Below are 19,340 nucleotides of genomic sequence, written 5' to 3'. Positions count from 1 at the left end.
CCTCGGCCCGGTCGCAGCTGCCTGCTCGGATGGCGCTCAGGGAAGCGAGCGGACGACACGGAAGCCGTGCAGGTAGTAGCGGACGTCATGGTCGTAGTTGTGCCGACGCGTCGTGCGCATGTAGTCCGCGTCCAGGTTCCAGGCGCCGCCGCGCAGCATGCGGCCCAGGCAGTCGCCGCGCAGCCATGCCGTGCCGTCGCTGGGTGCTCCCTGATAGGAGCGATTGACGCAGTCTTGGGTCCACTCCCAGAGGTTGCCGTGGATGTCATAGAGCCCGAAGGGATTGGGCTCGAAGGAGCCGACCGGGGCGGGGGACTCGCCGTCCCACTGGCTCCCGCAATCGTCGCAGCTCGCCTTGTTCTCGCCGACCTCCTCCCCCCACCAGAAGCGGGTCTTGGTGCCGCCCGAGGCGGCGTATTCCCATTCGGCCTCGCTCGGCAGGCGATACTCCTTGCCCGTCTTGCGGCTCAGCCAGTCCAGATACTGCCGGGCGTCGTCCCAGCTGACGTTGCTCATCGGCAGGGTGGCGTCGGTGCGGCTATTGGGCGCCAGATCGCAGGCTCCCTCGCGCAGGCAGGCGTCCCACTCCTCAACGGTGACTTCATAGACGCCGATCGCGAAGGGCTTGGCGAGCTCGACCGGATGCGGTGGGCGCTCCTCCGGCCGGCCCTGGTCCGAGCCCATGGTGAAATCACCCGCGGGGACGACAACGAGCTCGGGACAGCTGTCGCAGTCTTGGATCCTCGAGCCCGCTCCAAGCTCCGGGCCTTTCCGGGCGCCGGGCCTGCTCTCTCGGCCGCCGCGCTGCACCTGTGCCGTGGAGGGCGCTGCTGGCTCGCTACCCGCCGCATCGCCGGCGCGCAGTACGCTCAGTCGGATCTCGGCGAGGCGGCGAAAACGTCCCTCGGGATAGGCTGACAGATAGGCCTCGAGCTCGGACGGGCTGGAGGTGTCCTTGATGCTCTCCCAAAACGCCAGCTCTTCCCAAAACTCAACGTCACCTGGCTCACCCGTCGCGGGCGGCGTCTGTGCGGTCGTCGAGAGCGGTGCTGACAAGAGACCAACACTCAGGAGCAGGGCGGCTACAGCGATGGGGTGCAAGCGTTTCACGGCATCTCCGTGCGTCTTCATCTTGGGATCCTCAGCGGTTTCCCGGGAGCTTCGATGGCCTTGCCCGATGCGCCGAGCGGACAGTGCTCGTTGACCAGGTGACGGAGCGAGGCGTAGCCGAGATCTTAGCGCCAAACGGCTCCCTTGGCCCGATGGCAGAAGAACCGCGATGAGCCCCGGGCAAGCCTGACAAATCGGTCGTCCTCCGAGATTCAGGATCCAAGGCGATCCAGCGGACGCCCTCCGCCGAATACTGACGATTGATTTTTGGGGCTGAGGTTGCATGTCCAACCCTTGAGGCGAGGCAGTTTCCGTCAGGGTCGGCGCAGTGTCCGCGGTTGCCGGCGATGATCGACCTGATCAGCCAATCGAGGTGAGGGCGCGTGAATGGGCCACTAGACCGTCAGCACGCCGTCTTTCTAGGTGTCCACTGGAGCTGGACCGACATCGGCCGCGACCCGGATGCCGGCCTGGATCTGCCGTTCGACGAGGCGTTGACCGCTAAGGCCTCGGCCGCGCTGGCTCGCTTTGGCGCTGCACTGGTCGCGGAAAGTAGCAGCGATCTCATCTTCTCCTTGGAGTCGGTGCGGTGTGCGATCGACGCCGTCTCCGAGATCAATCAGCAATGCGCCAAGGAGTGCGTTGGCCGGCACATCGCACTCCGTATGGGGATCCTGGCCAAGGACGAGCCCCCGCGCAGCGCGAGGGATGCGAGCGAGGAGGTCGCTGGTGCGAGGCGACTCGCCAGCCTTGCAAGTCCAGGGCAGACGCTCGTCTTGCTCCCTGATTCGCTGATTGCGGATGCGCTCGGGGGGCGGCTCACCCCGGTCGACACCTTCGACTGGGACGAAGCGTCGGATCTGCTCGATGCCTTGGTCTTCCAGGTGAATTGGCAAGACGCGGTGGAGACACGGGTGGTGAAGGTCCTCACGCCGGATCGGCAGGTCACGCGTGTCAGCAAGCTGCGTCTGCGCTGGCGCAATCGGCATTGGGTCATGAGGGCTGATTCGGCCGAGCTGTCGCTGGGGCGGGGTGCCGACATGGATATCACCATCGATTCGGAGTTCGCCTCGCGGGATCACGCCCGCATTCGCCCCCACGGCTCTACCTTCGTCCTCGCGGATGTGAGCACCAATGGCACCTTTGTCAATCTCGATGACAGCGTGGTCTTCATCCACGACGACGAGGTCATCCTGCGTGGGCAGGGGTGGATCAGCCTGGGTAAGCATGCTTCCGAGTCTATGGGGAAGGTGCTCTATTTCTCTTCCGAGACAGGCGCCCGCTAGTCGGCGCTCTCCTCTGCTCAGTCGGGCTGCGCTCAGGGTGTCATCGGCGCGGCATAGCAGGATGGACGCCAGTCTTCCTTTGGCTTCTGTTTTCGCGAGCAAAGCACGAAGAGTGCCGGTCGATACGCTTCTTCTTGCGGCGCCTGCGGCGGGCGCTTGTTCGCCCTGAATGGCGAGGCGTCGTGGTGTGGCGTCGTCCTTCGGCGCGCTAAATATGCCGCTTGATGACTAACATAATCCTCGCTTTGTTCTCGCGCTGCCAACATTCGCTTTTTTTACGGCAGGCGGGGATTGTCGGATGTCTTTGATACTTTGAGCCTTGTTCCTGGCGCCGGGCAGGGTTGGCTGTAGGGTGCGGAATTTGCTTGATAAATCCACTGCTGTGCCAGGGATCACTTGGCTGCGGGGATCGAAGTGGCCGCGAGGATCGAAGTGGATGGCACGACGAGGCCGCTGAGCCTGCAAGCGTCTTTGCGGGGGCGTGACGTCGGGGAGCGGTCCTCGGGGAGATGTCCGGATTGCGAGCCGGGCTCGGCCGCCTTGTGGCGACGCGGCAAGGCGCGACGTCCAGCTAGACCCGATGGGTCAGCCTCCAGGTGGCCCCGTGATTGATGACTTCATTTTGAGGAGGGATGACGATGTTGACGATCAAGGATCTCAGTATGAACGAGGAGCTTGACCGCGCTGCGATGCGCAGCGTGCTGGGTGGGATGAATCAGCAAGGCGCGCTGAGTGGCTCGCTCGTGCTGACGCCCCCTCAATCCTTGGGTGTCGATCAGCCGTCCAGCATGCTGGGGCTAGGCGCCGGGATGTTCGGTCAGAATCAGAATGGCTTTGGCGGGCAGAATCCACTCTAGAGCCTTTGATTCTGGATGTATCGCGCAGGGTCTTGCCAAGGCCCTGCGCTGTTGGGCTGATTCTCCAAGGGATTGCCGGATCGGAAGGATGGCCTCCTTCTGGCCAACGCTTTTTCGGGGTTTGTCGTTTCTTGGGAAACGTTTTTCGGCCAATGGCCCGTCGTAAGCGCTGTGCGTTGTTGGTATGGGAGATGCTTAAGAGTCTGCAGTGGATGTGTCCTAGAGCCATTTGAAACCAAGTAGCCCACCGATAACTGGAGATTGACCCATGACGACCCTGAGCATCGAAGACTTGGCCTGGAGCAGAGACTTGGACCAAGAGGCGCGGGCGAAGGTGCTCGGCGGGCGGATGAGCTTCGGTTGGATTACGCCCTACACCGAGCAGACCAGCTCCTCCTCCCCGTTCAACCTTCTTGTGGGGGAGGTCAACGTCTATAACTACAACCTGATCGATCCGGTGTTCCATACGGTGAATCAGGTCGAGTACACCAAGATCGACATCGGCAGCGCGATCGATTCGTCGATCACCAACACCGTAGGGCAGTCGCAGACTGGGCTGGCGACCTGAGGGCGGCTCCCGGCTTCCGGGCTCGATTCCCTGAAGCAGCCATGACGGCTGCGCTTCCCAGTCAGCCTATCCCTCGGTGGGCTTGCGGAAGTCCTTGTAGCTCAGGCCGTGCTTCTTGAGGATGGTTTGAAGGTGGGAGCGGTTCATGCCGATCTCTTTCGCCAGCGTCGAGACGCGACCCTTGACCATGCGCAGGCCTTCCTCCAGGTAGAGCCGTTCGGCCTCGTCGGCCGCGGACTTCTTGGCGTCGGCGAGTGACAGGGACGCGAGGTCGAAGGTGGCGCCTGGGCTCGGTGAGGTCGACTTGGGCCGGGCCATGACGGGCAGGTGGTCGATATCCGCGACCTCGTCCGCCAGACAGCTGATGCGGAGCATGATGTTGCGCAGCTCGCGGATGTTTCCCGGGAAGTCGTACATCAGGAGGTGGCGCCGCAGACGGGTGCTCAGCCTCACCGGCGGTCGGCTCATCAGCTCGGCGGCTTGGTCGGCGAAGAAGTCGATGAGCACCGGAATCTCGTCGCGCCGCTCGCGCAGTGGCGGCAGCGTCACCTGGATCACGCCCAGACGATAGTAGAGATCCTCCCGAAAGCTGCCTTCCTGCACCATCTGCAAGAGATCGCGATTGGTTGCCGCAACGACCCTGGCATTGACCGGGATGGGCTGATCGGAGCCGACGCGCTGGATCTCATGGTCTTGCAGCACCCGCAGCAGCTTCACCTGTCCTGGCAGCGGCAGCTCGCCGATCTCGTCGAGGAAGATGGTCCCGTCGTTCGCGGACTCGAACTTGCCCCGGCGGTCGCTGGTCGCGCCCGTGAAGGACCCCTTCTTGTGGCCGAAGAGCTCGGATTCGATGAGGTTCTCGGGGATAGCACCGCAGTTGACCGAGACATACTCCTGCTCTGAGCGGCTGCCGTTGGCGTGGATCACCTTGGCTAGGAGCTCCTTGCCGGTGCCGCTCTCGCCGTCGATCAGCACGGGCAGCTCGGTCGGTGCTGCCCGCTCCGCCGTCTCCAAACACTCCAAAAGGGCTGGATTGTCGCCGAAGACGCCGTCGTAGACGAAGTTGCGGTCGAGCAAGGCCTGCCGACGCTCGGCGCTCGTCAGCTCCTCCGCCGTGCGCACATTGGCCGTGGCGCTGATGAAGCGATTCTTGTGGGACAGCTGCATCACCTCGGTGCGCAGTCCGTTCGCCTGGCTCAGCAGCTTCTCGATCTGCTCGCGGTCCAGCGCGGAGGCCCAGCGCAGCGTGGAGCGCAGGATCTCGATCTTTTCGAGGACGCCAGCGAATGAGACCTTGGTCTCCTGTGGCTCGATGTCGACGACCTTCATGAGGCTTGGGCGATCTGTTTCTGGATCAGCTGATAATACATGCCTTGCTTGTCGACCAGCGCGTCGTGGGTGCCGGACTCGACGATGGAGCCGTCGTAGAGGACCAGGATGTGATCGGCCTGCATGATGGTGCTCAGCCGGTGTGCGATCACCAGCGCGGTGCGTCCCTCCAGGATGGTCTGCATCTGGTCGAGGATGTTGCTCTCCGATTGGGTATCCAGTGCCGAGGTCGCCTCGTCGAAGATCAGCATGCGCGGCTGACGGTAGAGGGCGCGCGCGATGCAGAGACGCTGAATCTGCCCCCCGGAGAGGCCCATGCCGCGCTCGCCGACGACCTGCTCGTACCCCAGCGGCAGATTGCTGATGAAGCCGTGGGCATCGGCCATCTTGGCGACTTCGATCACCTGGCGGCGGTCCGGGTTGTCGTCGCCAGCGGCGATGTTCTCGCTGATGGTCCCGGAGAATAGGAGATTGGACTGCATGACGTAGCCGATCTGTGCCCGGAAATAGCTCATGTCGAGGGCGAGCAGGTCGTAGCCGTCGACCAGGATGCGGCCTTCGCTCGGCGGGTAGAAGCCCACCAGCATCTTGGCGAGCGTTGTCTTGCCCGATCCGCTGAGGCCGACCACGGCGACCATCTGCCCCGGCTTGAGCTCGAAGCTGATGTTCTTGAGCACATAGGGCGTGTCCGTCTCACCATAGCGAAAGTAGACGTTCTCGAAGGCGACATGGCCTTGCAGGTCCGGGAGCACCACCCGTGACGCGGCATCCGCGGCACGCTGCTCGGGCTCCATGTCCAGGATGTCGCCGAGCCGCTCCATGGCAACCCCGGCCTCGTGCACCTGGTTCCAAAGACCGACCAGGCCGAGCAGTGGCGCCATGACGCTGCCCGTCAAGGCGTTGAATGCGATCAGCTGGCCGATGGTGAGCTCACCGGACAGGACCAGGCTGGCGCCGAACCAGAGGATGCCGATGGTGGTGGCGCCGTTCAGCAGCTGGCTGGCGGCACCCACGAAGATGTTGAAGCGCTTTGCCCGATACTGAACCTCGAGCGCCTTGGCGTAGCGGCCCTCCCACTTCATCCGCAGCGGGCGCTCCAGCCCCATGCCCTTGACCGTCTCCGAGCCGCCCAGGGTCTCCATGAGGATCGACTCGGCATCCGTGCTCGATGTGAAGGCCTCGCGCGCATAGCGCTTGAGGCGCGGTGTCACAGAGACGGTCAGGATGATCAAGGGGATGATGAAGCCGATGAGCAGCAGCGTCATCTTGGCGTTGTAGATGAAGAGAATCGAGAAATAGATGAACACCATGAGCAGGTTGAGCACCGTGCTCACGGTCGATTCGGTCAGGAAGGCGCGAATCTTCTGGTTCTCTTGGAAGCGCGCGATGATGTCGCCGGTGCGGCGCGTCGCGAAGAACTTCATCGGCAGCGACAGCGTGTGCTGCAGGAACTGCGACATCATGACGAAGTCGAGATTGCGCACTAGGTAATTCGACAGGAAGGCGCGCATGACGACGGTCAGCTGGGTGAACACCTGGGTGATGATCAGCCCCATGATCAGCAGGTGCAGCAGGCTGATGTCCTGGTGCACCACCACACGGTCGAGGATGTTCTGGATGACCACGGGCGGCACCAGCCCGAGGATCTGAATCACGAAGGTGGCCAGGAAGAGGTAGCCAAGGATCTTCTTATAAGGCTTGAGATAGCCGATGAAGCGGGCCCAGGGCGACTGGGCCTCGGCGACGTTGGCCAGCTCGGCCGTTGGATTGAACAGCAGGCAGGTGCCGGTCCAGCCCTTCTCGAAGTCCTCGACCGTCAGCTTGCGGAAGCCCGGGCCCGGGTCGGCGACCCAGACATGGCTCTTCGAGACGCCGTAGACGATGATGTAGTGATAGCCCTCCCAGTGCGCGATGAAGGGCAGGTCGAAGCCCTGCAGGGCGTCGAAGGTGCATTTGACGCCGCGCGTATTGAAGCCCAGCGACTCCCCGACCCGCGCCAGGCTGTCCAGGGTTGCGCCCTGGGTGGTGACGTTGGCCATCTCGCGCAGCTTGCCGAGCGTCATCCCGATGCCGTGGTGCTTGCAGATCATCGCCAGGCAGGCGGCGCCGCAGTCCATCTCCTCGGCCTGCTTGACCAGGGGGAAGCGCTTGATGATCCGCTCGCCCATCTTCGGCCGAGACTTCAGGTCCATCAGCAGGGGACGGCTGCGACGCTCCTCGAGCTTCTTTTGGCGCTCGAGCTCGCGGTCGAAGAAGCCGATGCGCTCGAGCAGGACGTCGCGCAGCTTGGGGTTGTGCTCCAGCAGCACGCGCACGGCCTGCTCGGGGACGACCAGGACCACGGCATCCGTCGCCGCCTGGGCGCGCGCCGGCTGCTCCTGGCGCATCAGGCAGGCCTTCTCGCCGAAGACCTCGCCGGATTCGAGCTTGAGGATGCGGTACTGCTCGCCGTCCTCCTCGCGGACGATTTCGACCTCGCCCTGACGCACCACGTAGAGTCGGCGGTCCTCGCGGTTGCCTTGCGCGAGGATCTGCTGGCCGGCCGCGAAGCGCTTGAGGCCGATCTGCTGCGCCAGCTGATCCACCGCCTCCTGCTCGATCTTGCCCTTCAGATCGAAGACCCCGACGAGGAAGTCCCCCGCCGAGCGCAGGGCGACGACGCTGGTCAGCCGCTCGCGCGCCTCGGGATTGGCCGCGATCAGCGGGGAGAAGGCCTGGCGCGGGATGGCTAGCAGCTCCGTCTTGCGCGAGGCGCGCAGCGCCGTGGTATGGCGGTAGTCGCGCAGCGCGGCGATCTCACCGATGACATCGCCGGCCTTGCGCAGCCCGACGCTGACCTCCTTGCCGCCGTCTTCGGTGAAGAGCCGTACCGACCCCTTGCGCACGATCAGGAGATAATCACAGGGCGCGCCCAGCTCCGCGATGGTCTCGCCCATCTCGAAGCGTCGCACCTCGGCGCGCGCGGCGAGATGACGCAGCTCTGACTCAGAGAACGCCGAGAGGAGGTCGACCTTGGCGAGAAACTCAGCGACCTCTGGATCGAAAGCATCGTTCAACCGACTGGCTCCTTAATCCTAAGATGAGCGATCAGCCGCCAGCGCTGTGTCGACGCGGCTTTGTGGGGCTTGGCGCGGCACCCGGCGGGTGATCGACGGCCGCCGAATGTCTGCCGGCCAGGGATCCCCGCGGGCGGGGCAGGCCGATCCGCGCCGCTCACAAGACCTCGACACGGTGCTCGCGCGCCTTGGTGGCGAACCACTCCTCGCGGAGCCTGCGCTTGACCTCTTCCTTGGTGCTCTCGCTGAGCTGGGCGCTCTCCTTCTGATCGATGCGGAAGACCTCGAAGAAGGTATCGCCGACGGTTGCGAAGGGGCCGAGGATGGCGCCCTCGGCGGCATTGAAGATCTTGCCCTCGACCTCGGGCGGCAGGGCGCCCCTCAAGACGCGTCCGATGCGTCCAGCCTCATTGCGGGTGTCCGCGAGCGAATATTCCTCGACCAGCTCCTCGAAGGCCTCCGGCTCCTCTTCCAGGATGGAGATGATCTCCCTTGCCTTGCCCTCCGAGTCCACCATGATGTGGCTGACGGAAATGGCGTCGAACTTCGGCGAGTTCAGTCGGAAATACTCTTCGATGGCTGTGTCGTTGGAGATCTCGGCCATCATCTTCTCGTACCTGAGCATCTCGACGATGTACTGCTCGAACTCCTCGAGCGAGACGCCCATGGTATCCAAGTAGCGGTTCATGTCCGCCGCCCGGTGCAGGCCGCGGACGCGGCGCAGATCGTCGGCACGCTCCTGCACCTCCTCCTCGGTCAGGGGCAGGTTCTGCCGCAAGGCTGCATGGCTGGCGACCTTCTCCTTGACGATGTCTTCCAGCAGTGCGTTGAAGCGCCCCGTGAGCTTCAGCAGCTTCACGAAGGCATCGCTGTCGATCACTTCGTCGTTGATTCTGATGACGTTCATCCGTTTCCCCCATTCGGCCTCGACTTCAGGCGTTGAGTTGACATGTGCGTTCGCTCCGAGGAGAGCTGCCAGCTAGGGGCTCGAAGCCCGCCCTTGGAGCCATTCTCCAGTGACCGATCTTGCGCCGCGCTGCCGGTCTGTCGGAAAAGCCGTTACGCCAATGGCGCGGGCTTGGGTGGACTTCGCTCTCGAGACTGTGAAGACATTCTGCGTAGGTTGGGCTGAGGTACGAAGCCCAACATGGCGGCTAGCCTAACGCTTTGATTGTTGGGCCTCCTGCGTCGGCCCAACCTACACCAATCTGCGATCTTCGCGGTGCGCTTGGATTACTCTCACAGTCTCTCTCGCTCGTCCACCTTACAGGTCGGCGATCCCATCATTGACGATGCGGACGAGATCAGTGCTGGGCGTGTCGGCCTCCAGGCCGACACCTGTGGACCTGGAGGTCAAGAGCCCCGGCGGCGCCCCTTCCTGCAACATCGGTCGGAAGGGAGCGCTAGATGTTGCGCAGCGGGTCGAGCGCGAGGTCGATCAGCCGCCGCTCGCGCACCACGATCTCCGCCGTTGCGATCATGCCGTAGCGCAAGGGATAGACCTGGTCGTCCACCTCGAACCGATCGCGCTCCAGACTGATGCGCGCCTCATAGACCGGCTCTTTAGTCTGAGGTGATAGCTGCGCCGCCGGCGCGAGATACTCGACGATACCCGTGATCTGGCCGTATCTCTGATAGGGAAAGGCGTTGAACTTCAGCTTGGCGGTCTGGCCTTCACGTAGGAAGCCGCGGTCGCGCTCCGGGACCTCGACGACCAGCAGCGGCCGCGCATCACTAGGCGCGATACTGCCCAGCGGGGCGTTGGCGTTGACCTGCTGGCCGGGCTGCGTGACGGCAAGATCGGTCACGATGCCGGAGACCGGGGCGAGCACCCGCAGAAAGTTCTCGTCGTCGATATTCTCGAAGCTCACCCGCCGCGTCGCCTGGGCGCGCAGTCGGGCGCTCTGCAGCTCGGCGTCGATGCGCTTCTCTTCCTGCTCCAGGTCCTTGAGCAGTCTGGCGCGCTCCAGCTTGAGGGCGTTGAGCTTCTGGTCGCTGGTCTCGAGCTCGGTCCTGGCCGAGGCATAGGCCCGGGACAGCTCCAGCTCCAGCTCGCTCAGCTTCGCCTCGGCGACGCGGGCCTCGGCCTCGGCGGCGTCATAGGCCGCGCGGCGGTCCTCGACCTCCTTACGGGCGACCCCGCCGCCCCCGGCACTATTGAAGAGCCGTTGATATTTCTGGTAGTCGGACAGCGCCAGGTCGCGCGCGCGGTTGGCCTGCTCGAGACTGGTCCTGGCCTCCTCCAGGCGGGCCTTGTTGGCCTCGGTCAGCCGGCTCATGCCCTCGGCGAGGCGGCGCTCATGGGCGGCGCGCTCGATCTCGATCTGCCGCTGCAGGGAGGCCGCCTCCTCGAGCTTGAGCACCTTGGTCTGAGGAAACTGCTCGACGCGAAACTCCGCCTCGGAGAGCGCGATCTCCGCGTCCAGCGCGTTGGCGGCGACCTCGACCGCGCGGCGCGCGTTGAGCCGCGCCATGACGTCGCCGGCGGTCACTGGCGTCCCCTCGGCAACATAGAGATCGACGAGCTCGCCCTCCACCGGGGCATAGACGCGCCGCACCTCCCCTTCCGGCTCCAGGGCGCCCGAGACCGTGACCATGACGTCCGCCCGGCCGATGAAGGCCCAGGCCAGCGCCGCTACCAGCAAGCCGGCGATCACCAAGAGGGTCGCCTGAATGAGGCGCGACGGCTCCGCGGTCAGGATGGCGATGCCTTCCGCGCTGTGGTCTTCCAAGGCCGCCTGAAGCGGCTGTAGCTGGTCTTCGCTCATGGCTCCATGGGTCTCGTCTGAACGTCAGCTCTGCTCGTCTTGGGCTGAGCCCGGGGCTGCGGCCTGCCCAATGCGGCAGCTCCGGGACTCCTGTCCTCTCGGTCGCGAGGCGTCGGCCTGGAGGCCGATACGCGCGGCACTAGCGCAGGCGCTCCGGCAGCAGCGCCTGCTTATCCTGCCGCGTGGCGTTGGCGATGACCCCGGTCAGCTCGTCGAGCGCCTGATGCTGCAGGGCGACCTCCCGCTCGATCTCGGTCAACGCGGTCTCCTGCGTCTCCGGCGGTCTGCGCTGCGCCAGTGCATAGAGGTGGCGTGCCTGGCGCGCGTCTCTGGCGGCCCGCGACAGCATGGCCGCGCGCTGCTTGTAGGCGCGGCTGACGCCGGAGCGCAGCCGCAAGGTGCTGGTGATGCCGCCTTGCGCGCGATAGTCGGTCCAGGCCGTGGCGGCGGTCTCGGCGGCGCGGCGCGCGCGCTGCTCGACCGCTGCGCGGCTGTCGGCATGCTTGTCCTGCAGGAGCGTCAGGATGTACGCATCCTGGTCGGGGTCGAGCGCCTGATAGAGCTGGAGCAGCTGCTCGTCGTAGGCGGCGGAGCCTTGGAGCCCCTGCAGCGCGTTGACGCCTTGCATGATGCCCTGCATCCGTGCGACCTCGCGCCGAGCGATCTCGCCGGAAGGGTCGTCCGAGAGCGCCTCGAGCTGTGTCAGTGCGCTCTTGGTTTGGCCCGCGCGCCAGGCGTCGAGCGCCTCGGCATAGCCGTCCAGGAAAGTCTGCTCGGGGAGCCCCTCGCGGACCAGCCGAGCGGCGGCCTCCGTGAAGGGCGTGGCGTGGAACCGGGTCGTGGTCGCGAGCCGAACGGCGTCGATGACGCGCTGCTCCGACACGGCCGTCGCCAGCTCACGGTAGGCGCGCAGATCCGCTTGCAGGGCCTCGAAGCCGCGGAACTGCGCGTAGCGCTCCTTATAGGCATCGAGCTCGGCTGCCAGCCTGTCGAGCGCCCCGTCGCGCAGCTGTCGTATCAGCCTGGCCTCCAGCTGCCTGACCGCGGGCTCGTAGACGGCGAGCTGGCTCTCGAGGGCGCGAATGTCCGATGTCGCCTTCTGGTAGGCGTTGCGATAGCGTCGCGTCAGCTCGGCGTCACTCGAAGGCAGTGCGGCGAGCAGGCGCTGGGTGACCTGGCGCTTGTCCGGGCGCGGGCGATTCCAGCGCTCGACGAGCGCGCGCGCCTCGCTCGCTTGCGGATCCAGCACCCGGAACGGGGCCGTCGCGCCACCGCGCTGATGGATCCTGCGTGCGACATCACCGATCAGTGCCAGGGTGTCGAGGTAGTCCTGGCTCTCCGGCAGTTGGGGCGTGGCCTCCCGAGCGGCTTCGATAATGCGCTCCATGCGTGCGAAATCCCTGTCGTCGTAGGCGTCGAGCCAAGGCTTCAGGCTGCTCGCCGCCAGGGCGCGCAGTGCGAGGCGCTCGAAGGTGTCGTCGTCGCCGAGCGACTCGGCCTGTGCGCGGGCGACTTGCAGCGCTTCGTCGCTCTGGCCCGCCGCCAGCAGTGACTCCATGCGCTCGACTGGCGTGTCGCGCAGGATGAAATAGCCGAGCGCGCCGGCGATGGCGACGACGGCGACCGCACCGAGCTGAATGCGGCGCCAGGTCGCGCGATCGATCCGCTGGATCAGACCTGTCTTGCCGTTGCGCTGCCTGGATCCTTTCGTCGCTTCTGGAGGCGACTCGGCCTGGTCGGTCCCGGCTGGCGCGGGATTGGTGCCGGCCCGCCCGGCTTGATCCGTATCGTCGACGCAGAGGATGTCGAGGAAGGACGTCCCGGCCGCGAGGAAGGTCGTCTTGTCCAGCTCCACGGATGCCGACTTTTTCGCGGACTCTGCTTGGGCCGGCGGGCGGGCGGCTGGCTGTCCTTCGAGGACGACACGGTAGACGAAGTAGCTTCCCCCGAAGGCAACCTTCTGCCCGGTCTCCAGCGGCACGGGATCGGCGCCGATCGGCGCCTCGTCGACGAAGGTCCCGTTGGTGCTTCCGAGGTCTTGCAGCAGGATGCGTCCGTCCTGCCGCGACAGCAGTGCGTGGCGCCTGGAGATGAAGTCCAGCTCGGGGCCGGCCTGCTCGGCATACTTCGCGAAGGTCGGCGCGCTCTTGCTGATGGAGAAGGGGAAGCGCTGGATCTTGATGGGATCCGGACCTGAGTGCGGATCCATCGGCTCGAGCACCAGCGTCGTATCCCTGGCCTCGAGATCGGCGGCCTCGCTGCCGCTGTCGGGCAGCTCGATGCGAAAGGGAAGCGCGCCGCCGAAGTTGATCTCGTCGCCGGGCTCGAGGGCGACTGGCTTGTCGGCAATGGCTCGACCGTTGACGAAGGTGCCGTGCTGGCTGCCGAGGTCGACGACGTAGAGCGTCCCGCTCTTGCCGTAGAGGCGCGCGTGGCGCTCGGACAGGCGCGTGGTGCGCGCTGGGGGCAGCTGTTTGAAATCGCCGCGGTCACGCCCGACCCCGACCAGTGCGTCACGTATCTCGATGACGCTCAGGTCCGGGGCGTCCACTGGTATGAGTCTGATCCGCATCGCCTAGGCCGTGCTCCTGCACCAACGATGGAAAGCGGCGGCGGCAATTGTCGGTGCCGCTAGGAGGGGCGGCCTCCAGGCCGCGCAGTCCTTGGCTCGCCGACCTGGCATTCTCCGTGTCGCCCTGGAGGGCGACACTCCAGGGGCTCGGCGGAGCCCGCCCATGTCGTGCCGCTGCGCCTCAGCCATTGGATGCGACGCGCGTCGCGGACCAGCCGCCGCCAAGCGCCTTGTAGAGCAGGACAGTGTCGGTGAGGATCTGGAAGTAGTTCTCCAGCACCTCCTGCTCGACCGCGACGATGGAGCGCTCGGATTCCATCAGGTCGAGCTGCGAGATCACGCCGGCCTCGACCTGGACGCGGCTCTGCTTGGCCACCTCTCTGAGGTTGGCGAGCCGATCCAGAAGCTGCTTGCGCTGCTGCTTGCGGCTGTGCAGGGTGATCAGGGCATTCTCGACCTCCTCGAAGGCCTTGATGACGACGGATCTGTACTGCTCCTCCGCCAGCTTCATCTCGGCCTCGCTGACCTTGATCTGCGCCTTCACGCTGGGGTCGAACATCGGCAGGCTGACGCTGGGGGAGAGGCCGAAGGTCCAGGCCTTGAGCAGGTTGCTGAGGGCGGCGCTCGCCGTGCCGCCGCGGGCAGTCAGTCCGATCGAGGGCAATTGCGCCAAGCGTGCCTGCCCCACCAGCTTGACCTGAGTCAGGGCCCGATACTCGGCAGCGACGATGTCGGGCCGGCGACTGAGCAGATCGGAAGGCAGTCCGGCCGGAACCTCGAGCAGGCTGACCGAGCGAGTCAGGGCGCCCTCCGGGATCCGCAGGTTGCCCGCGGGCACGCCGATCAGGGTCGCGAGGCTGTTGACCGTGATCTCGCGAACGCGCTTGAGCTCCAGCTCCTGTTGGCTCAGCGCCTTGACCTCGGCCTCCTGCTGCAAGAGCGTGGTGCGCGGCACCAGGCCTTCGCGGTAGCGGGTCTGGTAGATCGACAAGATCGACTTGTTGCGGCGGACGGCCTCGCGCTGCTGGGCGAGCTGCTCGTCGAGTCGGCGGATCGCAAAGAAGGCGGTGGCCACATCGGATACCAGCGTGAGGTAGCCTGCCCGCCAATCCGCCTGGGTGGCGGCGACCTCGGCCTCTTGGGCCTCGACGCCCTTGGCGAACTTGCCCCAGATGTCGAGCTCCCAATCCAGGGTGGCGGCGGCGCTGTATTGCTGGCTCGTGCGGGTGAGTCCGGGCTGGGTGAAACTGGTGACGTCGAGGCCAGCTCCGGCGAGGATCGTCGGCTTGCCCGCGGCGCTAGCCTGGTCGATCCCTGCGCTGGCGACCTCGATGCGCGCGGCCATGACCCTGAGGTCCGCGTTGTCATCGATGGCGGTGGCGATGTACTTGTCGAGGTCCGGGCTGCGGAAGCCTCGCCACCACTGCGGGTCGATGGTCGTCCGCGCCGAGACGGGCTGCTGCGCGGCGTTCCGCCAGCTCTCCTTCTCGGGCAGGTCAGGGCGGACGTATTCTGGTGCCTTGACGTTGCAGCCGCCGGCTGCCAGGGCGACGACGAGCCCGGCGAGCAGGCGCGGGCGCGAGGCTGAGGGGTGGCTTGATCGCATGGCTCAGGACTCTCCTGTGTCGGGCCGACTGAAGAAAACGGGGTTGACGGCGGTTTCGCAGCAATCGGCCGTATCTTGCTCGAGCTCGACCTGAATGGCCACGATCGAGATGTTGTCCCTGGCCTCTCCGCTCAACGCGAGCTGGAGCAGCGCCTCGGCTGCCGACTCGCAATCGTTCTCGCTCAGCACGCGCTCGAGCTCGGGCTCGCTCACTTCGTTGTAGAGCCCGTCGCTACAAAGCAGGAAATAGTCGCCGGGAAAGATGTCGAGTCTCACGTCCTCCAGCTCCAGCCCGCCGCGGGCACCCACGGCGCGGGTCAGCACGCTGGAAGCCGGGTGGCCGACCACGTCCCGCCGATCGAGCAGTCCGCTCTGGACCAGCTCCTCCGCCTGACTGTGATCCCGGCTCAAGCGCCGCAGCTTCCCGTCGCGCAGGAGATAGGCGCGGCTGTCTCCCGCCCAGAGCACCGCGCAGCTCGTCCCCTGCACGATGAGCGAGGCTACCGTGCTTCCCGGCGTGCTGCCCGGCTGATCCGCGCTGTCTTGGGTCAGGCTGTCGTTGACCTCGGTCAGCTTGTCGCGGGCAATGGCGAGCACGCCGTCGAGCTCCAGCGTCGGTGTGATCTGCGCGAGGGCGTCGACGACCATATGGCTCGCCTTGTCGCCGCACTGGTGTCCGCCAAGGCCATCGGCGACTGCCCAGATGCCGAGATCAGGCCGCGCGAGCACCGAGTCTTCGTTGACTTGCCGGACCTTGCCGACGTGCGAGCGCTGCGCGGAGCGCCAAAGATAGCCGCTTGCTTCACTTGGCTTCATGGGCATGCTCTTGGTCGGGGCCTCGCGTGGTGTTGTGCCATTGGTCGATCTCGGGGCGTCCGCGATCTTGGTGCTGTCAGTCGCCGGTTTCTTCTGAGCATCCCATTTGCGTCGTCGGGGCTATACGCATGTGCCATGCCAACCATTTGCAGCGCTCCGTCGCTCGGTACAGCAGCGCCACAACTTAGGTGCAGCCTTTGCAGTCGCGGCAAAACCCGAGTGTGATCCTGCGCTATTTATAAATCGTTATCGTCATTATTCTCGTTGTCAACGCATTCGCGATAAGCCTGGTCTTTTTTTGGCTGCTTTCGGCCGGGCGGTACTGGCGAGCTCGTGCTGGCGATCTGAGCTTCGCCTGGGGTGTCGAGCCTGCGCGTCTCAGGCCCAGCGGCAGCGGATGCCATCTTGGCTGCATGGGTGGGCCAATCTGGCCCGCTTGGGCGAGTACCCCGCATACAGGTAACATCGGTGCGGTCGGACTGGTCTCAAAGACGGAGAAGACAGCTTGATCATGAAGCCGAAGCTGGAGCTTGCTCTCAGCGTCCTGACCTATGATGGACGTCCGCCCAAGCGCGCTTTGGCCGCGCGCGTTGCGGGCGACACCTGTGTGATCGGCCGTCATGCCTCCTGTCAGCTCGAGCTGCCGGATCCGGACCGCGAGATCTCCGGCCACCATGTGCTGATCTATCGGCGAGACGGCGGCTTTTCGGTCACAGACGTCAGCACGAACGGCACCTTCCTCAACGAGGCCGAGGAGCCGCTCGATCCGAGCCAAGCTGTGGATCTGCGCGATGGCGACCGTTTGACCATCGGCCGCTATGTCGTCGAGGTGGCCTTCGCCCAGGCTGCCGGAGCGCCTTCCCAAGCCGATGAGGTCGGCGAGCCGAGTGTCGCTGCCGACCCGGTGCCGGCCCGGTCCGCCTGCCCAGATATCCTCGATCTGATCGGTCCCGCTCCGACCGACCTGGCCGGCGAGGCGCCAGACGGCCAGGCGATGCCGACGCCTGGGGCGGCGACGGAGCAGCTGGCGGTGGTGCCGGAAGCCTTGCTCACGCCTGGACTGGGAGGGGCTGAGCTTCAGGCGCCTGGCGCGGATTCAGGGCGGCTGCCGGCCGGCGATGCGCGGCAGGGGCCTGAGCTGCCTCAGGACGCGGCAGGGGGGGAAGCGCCGGCGCCATCCTTGGCGTCTTTCGTTCCGGATCCCGCCGATGTGCCGACCATGCTCGTACAGCTCCAGAATGAGCCAGCGCGGGCGACGCCCGGAGCGACGGATCACCAGGGCATGGCGCCGCCGCGCGACCCTGGGCCGGAGTCGCCAGTCCCGTCCTCCAGGGAGAGGCCTCCTAGTGCGCTCGCATCCGCGAAGCACGGGCCGGTCGCCGCCGATGCGCCGACACAGATCCTCCCGGCGCCTGATCTGCCGGCCCTCCAAAGGCCCGCCGAGGAGGGCGGGCGGGAGCCCGCAGCGCCACGCGAAGGGACTCAGGAGCAGCCTGCCGCGCTCGGGGAGGGGCATCCGGCTGGGCGCGAATCCCTGGTTAATGGGCATGGGTCGTCAAGGCCGGTCGAGGCGCGAGCTGCATCTGCCGAGACCGCGGAAATGCCCAGGGTGGGCGGCCAGTCGGTCGGTGCTGTCCTGCCGAAGACGCCGAGCACTGCTCGCCCGCAGCCACCCCAATCTTCCGCATCCCTGCTGCCACCGCCCGCGACCCCAGCAGCTCCGCAGCAGTCCGAGAGCGGCGTCGATGCGTCGCGCGCGGGCGCGGGCGCGGACGTCAGCCCGCCAGCTCAAGACGGCTCTGCGAGTCTTGATGCGCCGACGGTGATGGTGAAGGTGGCTGTGTCGGAGTCTGATGCGGTGGGGCGCGCTCGGGCGGATCGCGACGCTGAGCCTCGGGGGGGCAGCCCTGCCGGGGGCCCGGGTCAGTCGCTCCCGGGCGTGCTCGGTGGCGGGCGCGCAGCGGCGCCGCCCGTCCAGGCCGAGCTTCGGCATAGGGTGCAGCGCGCGACCGCGCCTGGACCCGCGCTCGATCTGTCGGATGCCGCAGCCACCGCGATACCCCCTGGGCTTGGCGTCTCGCAAGCACCTTCCGGCGGGGCGGGCGCGGAGGCTGCGCAGACGATTTCGGGCGAGACCAGGGGCTCTGAGCACCCCGTTGTCGTCGACGAAAGGCCGACTGCTCCCCCGGCGCCCAAAGCGTCCCCGCAGCCCCCGATTACGAGCGATGCCGATCCAGGCCGCACGACCGAGGGACCAAGGCAGGCGGTCGGGCACGGCCGAGCCCAGGTCTTGGACGATGCGACCCGCATTCGCGCGCCTAGCGAGCCGGCGCCCGCGAAGCCGCTGTCGCCGTCGGAGCTGGGGCAGATCGAAGCCTTCCTCGCCGGGCTCGGCGCCGGGAGTGCCGAGGAGATCGGCGATGCCGCACGCCTCATGCGCACCTCAGGGGCGCTGCTCAGGACAATGACCCAAGGCCTGGTGACGGCGGCCATGGCCCAGGAGCATCTCAACAGCGAGCTGCGGCGCGGCATGCCTGCCGCACCGCCGGAGGGTGGCAACCCATTCCGGTTCTGCCTGGACATCGACGACACGCTGGCTCGAGTGCTTTGGCGCCCGGGCTGCGAATATCTCGATCCCTCCGCGGCCGCCCGTCAGGCCTTCGATGCCATCGAGGTCCATCAGGCAGCCTCGATGGCGGGACTGCGTGCCGTCCTCAAGGCGCTGCTGGCGCGCCTGGAGCCGCACGCCATCGAGCAGGAGATCGGCGCTCAGGCGGGACTCGGTCAGCTGCTTCCGAACGCCCGCAAGGCCAGGTGCTGGGATCTCTTCATGGCCGCCTTCGAGGAGATTGCCGACGATGTGTCCGAAGACTTCGCGAAGGTCTTCGGCGACGCCTTCACGCATGCCTACGACGACGAAGCCGAGCGTCTGCGCAGGGAAAACCAGGGGCGCAGGGCAAAGCAGGGGCGCTGAGCTGAGGCCGATGCCGTCGCCCTCGTGATCGCCCGATCCGCAGGCAGCGGGTGGGAGCCGCCCAAACCTCGCTTGGCCGCAGGTCCCGCGAAGCGGCCATCCGAGGGAGATGCCGTGCAGACGGCTTCACGCGGGAAGCGCGAAGTCTCGCTCCTGACGGAGTGACAAGCTCTCAACCTAAAGAGAGCAGTTGAACCGCAAAGGGCACAAAGAGCGCAAAGGATTTCAACACCTTGTCTGCGAAGCCATGCTCACCCAGAGGGTGAAGCGACGCAGCAATGCAAGCCTCTGTTCTTCTTCGTGTCCTTCGCGCCTTTGGTGTGCCAGGAGAAACCTGGCCAGTCTAGCAGCCTGCGAGGTGGCTGCCATGTGAACTGCTGATGAGACATGTAGCTGCG

General features: G+C 66.0%; 12 protein-coding genes. 4 read left to right on the top strand and 8 right to left on the bottom strand.

What is annotated here, in order from left to right; translation table 11 throughout:
* Window positions 1-36: 36 nt before the first annotated feature.
* A complete protein-coding gene (locus G3446_RS15860; RefSeq protein WP_164453809.1) occupies window positions 37-1,131 on the bottom strand; it encodes a formylglycine-generating enzyme family protein in 1,095 nt (364 codons plus the stop codon).
* Between the two features lie 362 nt (window positions 1,132-1,493).
* Here G3446_RS15860 and G3446_RS28980 point away from each other — a divergent pair, with 362 nt between their 5' ends.
* The 3 genes from G3446_RS28980 (at window position 1,494) to G3446_RS15845 (ending at window position 3,821) form a co-directional block, all read left to right on the top strand.
* A complete protein-coding gene (locus G3446_RS28980; protein WP_164453808.1) occupies window positions 1,494-2,396 on the top strand; it encodes an FHA domain-containing protein in 903 nt (300 codons plus the stop codon).
* A gap of 638 nt (window positions 2,397-3,034) precedes the next feature.
* Window positions 3,035-3,253, top strand: coding sequence for a hypothetical protein (locus tag G3446_RS15850; protein ID WP_164453807.1), 219 nt, complete (start codon window positions 3,035-3,037; stop codon window positions 3,251-3,253).
* A gap of 268 nt (window positions 3,254-3,521) precedes the next feature.
* Window positions 3,522-3,821, top strand: coding sequence for a hypothetical protein (locus tag G3446_RS15845; RefSeq protein ID WP_164453806.1), 300 nt, complete (start codon window positions 3,522-3,524; stop codon window positions 3,819-3,821).
* A gap of 66 nt (window positions 3,822-3,887) precedes the next feature.
* Here the strand turns inward: G3446_RS15845 and G3446_RS15840 are convergent, their stop codons facing one another.
* From G3446_RS15840 to G3446_RS15810, 7 genes are all read right to left on the bottom strand, one after another.
* Entirely contained in the window at window positions 3,888-5,150 is a 1,263-nt protein-coding gene (locus G3446_RS15840; protein WP_164453805.1) for a sigma-54 interaction domain-containing protein, read from the bottom strand.
* Complete coding sequence (locus tag G3446_RS15835) at window positions 5,147-8,206, bottom strand: peptidase domain-containing ABC transporter (protein WP_164453804.1); 3,060 nt, start codon at window positions 8,204-8,206, stop codon at window positions 5,147-5,149. The genes G3446_RS15840 and G3446_RS15835 overlap by 4 nt, the downstream gene beginning before the upstream one ends.
* A 157-nt stretch (window positions 8,207-8,363) precedes the next feature.
* Complete coding sequence (locus G3446_RS15830) at window positions 8,364-9,113, bottom strand: peptidylprolyl isomerase (protein WP_164453803.1); 750 nt, start codon at window positions 9,111-9,113, stop codon at window positions 8,364-8,366.
* Between the two features lie 496 nt (window positions 9,114-9,609).
* Entirely contained in the window at window positions 9,610-10,974 is a 1,365-nt protein-coding gene (locus tag G3446_RS15825) for a beta-barrel domain-containing protein (protein ID WP_164453802.1), read from the bottom strand.
* 139 nt (window positions 10,975-11,113) lie between these two features.
* Window positions 11,114-13,546: an FHA domain-containing protein gene (locus G3446_RS15820; protein WP_164453801.1), complete on the bottom strand. Its 2,433-nt coding sequence runs from the start codon at window positions 13,544-13,546 to the stop codon at window positions 11,114-11,116.
* A 181-nt stretch (window positions 13,547-13,727) separates the two neighbouring features.
* On the bottom strand, window positions 13,728-15,152 hold the full coding sequence (locus G3446_RS15815; protein ID WP_164453800.1) for an efflux transporter outer membrane subunit: 1,425 nt from the start codon (window positions 15,150-15,152) through the stop codon (window positions 13,728-13,730).
* 3 nt (window positions 15,153-15,155) lie between these two features.
* Window positions 15,156-15,968 carry a PP2C family protein-serine/threonine phosphatase gene (locus tag G3446_RS15810; protein ID WP_164453799.1) on the bottom strand — a complete coding sequence of 271 codons (813 nt, stop codon included), beginning with the start codon at window positions 15,966-15,968 and terminating at the stop codon, window positions 15,156-15,158.
* Between the two features lie 511 nt (window positions 15,969-16,479).
* Here G3446_RS15810 and tagH point away from each other — a divergent pair.
* Window positions 16,480-18,942, top strand: a complete 2,463-nt coding sequence (gene tagH, locus G3446_RS15805) for a type VI secretion system-associated FHA domain protein TagH (protein WP_164453798.1) — start codon at window positions 16,480-16,482, stop codon at window positions 18,940-18,942.
* The last annotated feature ends 398 nt before the right edge of the window (window positions 18,943-19,340 follow it).

The organism is Thiorhodococcus minor (assembly GCF_010820565.1).
In the GTDB taxonomy this organism is placed as follows: Bacteria; Pseudomonadota; Gammaproteobacteria; order Chromatiales; family Chromatiaceae; genus Thiorhodococcus; species Thiorhodococcus minor.
Note: the sequence above shows the minus strand (reverse complement) of the source record. Positions and strands in the feature narration are given on the sequence as shown.

Bases quoted from the DNA above. Each gene is read 5' to 3' on its own strand.
- G3446_RS15860 (WP_164453809.1), bottom strand. From the start codon at position 1,131: ATGAAGACGCACGGAGATGCCGTGAAACGCTTGCACCCCATCGCTGTA.
- G3446_RS15850 (WP_164453807.1), top strand. From the start codon at position 3,035: ATGTTGACGATCAAGGATCTCAGTATGAACGAGGAGCTTGACCGCGCT.
- G3446_RS15845 (WP_164453806.1), top strand. From the start codon at position 3,522: ATGACGACCCTGAGCATCGAAGACTTGGCCTGGAGCAGAGACTTGGAC.
- G3446_RS15840 (WP_164453805.1), bottom strand. From the start codon at position 5,150: ATGAAGGTCGTCGACATCGAGCCACAGGAGACCAAGGTCTCATTCGCT.
- G3446_RS15830 (WP_164453803.1), bottom strand. From the start codon at position 9,113: ATGAACGTCATCAGAATCAACGACGAAGTGATCGACAGCGATGCCTTC.
- G3446_RS15825 (WP_164453802.1), bottom strand. From the start codon at position 10,974: ATGAGCGAAGACCAGCTACAGCCGCTTCAGGCGGCCTTGGAAGACCAC.
- G3446_RS15820 (WP_164453801.1), bottom strand. From the start codon at position 13,546: ATGCGGATCAGACTCATACCAGTGGACGCCCCGGACCTGAGCGTCATC.
- G3446_RS15815 (WP_164453800.1), bottom strand. From the start codon at position 15,152: ATGCGATCAAGCCACCCCTCAGCCTCGCGCCCGCGCCTGCTCGCCGGG.
- G3446_RS15810 (WP_164453799.1), bottom strand. From the start codon at position 15,968: ATGAAGCCAAGTGAAGCAAGCGGCTATCTTTGGCGCTCCGCGCAGCGC.
- tagH (WP_164453798.1), top strand. From the start codon at position 16,480: ATGAAGCCGAAGCTGGAGCTTGCTCTCAGCGTCCTGACCTATGATGGA.